Annotated in this window: 1 protein-coding gene; it reads right to left on the bottom strand. The window is 59.4% G+C overall.

Annotated features, from left to right (window positions below):
* The coding region (locus H7847_RS26615) for an IS3 family transposase (protein WP_227272746.1) at positions 1–794 on the bottom strand (794 nt) is incomplete at its 3' end.
* Between the last annotated feature and the right edge of the window lie 95 nt (positions 795–889).

Below are 889 nucleotides of genomic sequence, written 5' to 3'. Positions count from 1 at the left end.
CGCTTACAGAACACCTCAACGTACTCGAACAGATCGGCGCGTGCTTCGTCTCTGGTGCGGTAGCGTATGCGGTTCACGCGTTCGCGTTTGAGCACGCCGAAGAAGCTTTCGACGACGGCGTTGTCATAGCAATTCGCGGCCGCACTCATGCTGCATTCGATACCCTGCCGGGCGAGTTCCTCTCGGAAGTCGTCACTGGTGTACTGGGCGCCTCGGTCGGAGTGATGAATGAGATGTCCGCCCGGTTGGCGCGCCTCAATGGCCATGCGCAAGGCGCTAATTACCAGGTGTCGACCCATCCGCTGGCTCATTGACCAACCCACGATCCGGCGAGAGAAAAGATCCATCACAACCGCGAGGTAGAGCCAGCCCTGCTGCGTCGAGATATAGGTCATATCAGCAGCCCATCGCCGGTTCGATTCCGGAGCCTCGAAGTTCCGTTGCAATAGGTTCTTTGCAACCGGATGGGTCGGGGCGCGGCGCGTCGTGACCCGGAAACGGCGTTTGGGACAGCCTCTCAAACGTTCAAGGCGCATCAGGCGGGCAATCTTGTTGCGCCCGACTGTGACGCCCTCAGCCACCAGTTCCGCATGCACCCGAGGACTGCCATAGACACCCTTGCTGACCTCGAAGATCCGCCTGATCTTCGGCATCAATTCTCTGTCCTGTTCTGCACGGGTGCTCTCCGGACGTGTGCGCCAAGCGTAGTATCCGCTGGCTGAAATGCCCAGCAGCCTGCACATCATGCGCACTGGATAATGATCGCGCCGCAGATTGATACAGGCGTACTTCACTTCGACAGCCTGGCGAAGTACGCCGCCGCTTCCTTTAGGAAATCACGCTCCTTCTTCACCTGGGCCAGCTCGCGCTTCAGCGCAGCCATCTCTTC

The organism is Roseobacter weihaiensis (assembly GCF_020622345.1).
Lineage (GTDB): Bacteria > Pseudomonadota > Alphaproteobacteria > Rhodobacterales > Rhodobacteraceae > Roseobacter > Roseobacter weihaiensis.
Note: the sequence above shows the minus strand (reverse complement) of the source record. Positions and strands in the feature narration are given on the sequence as shown.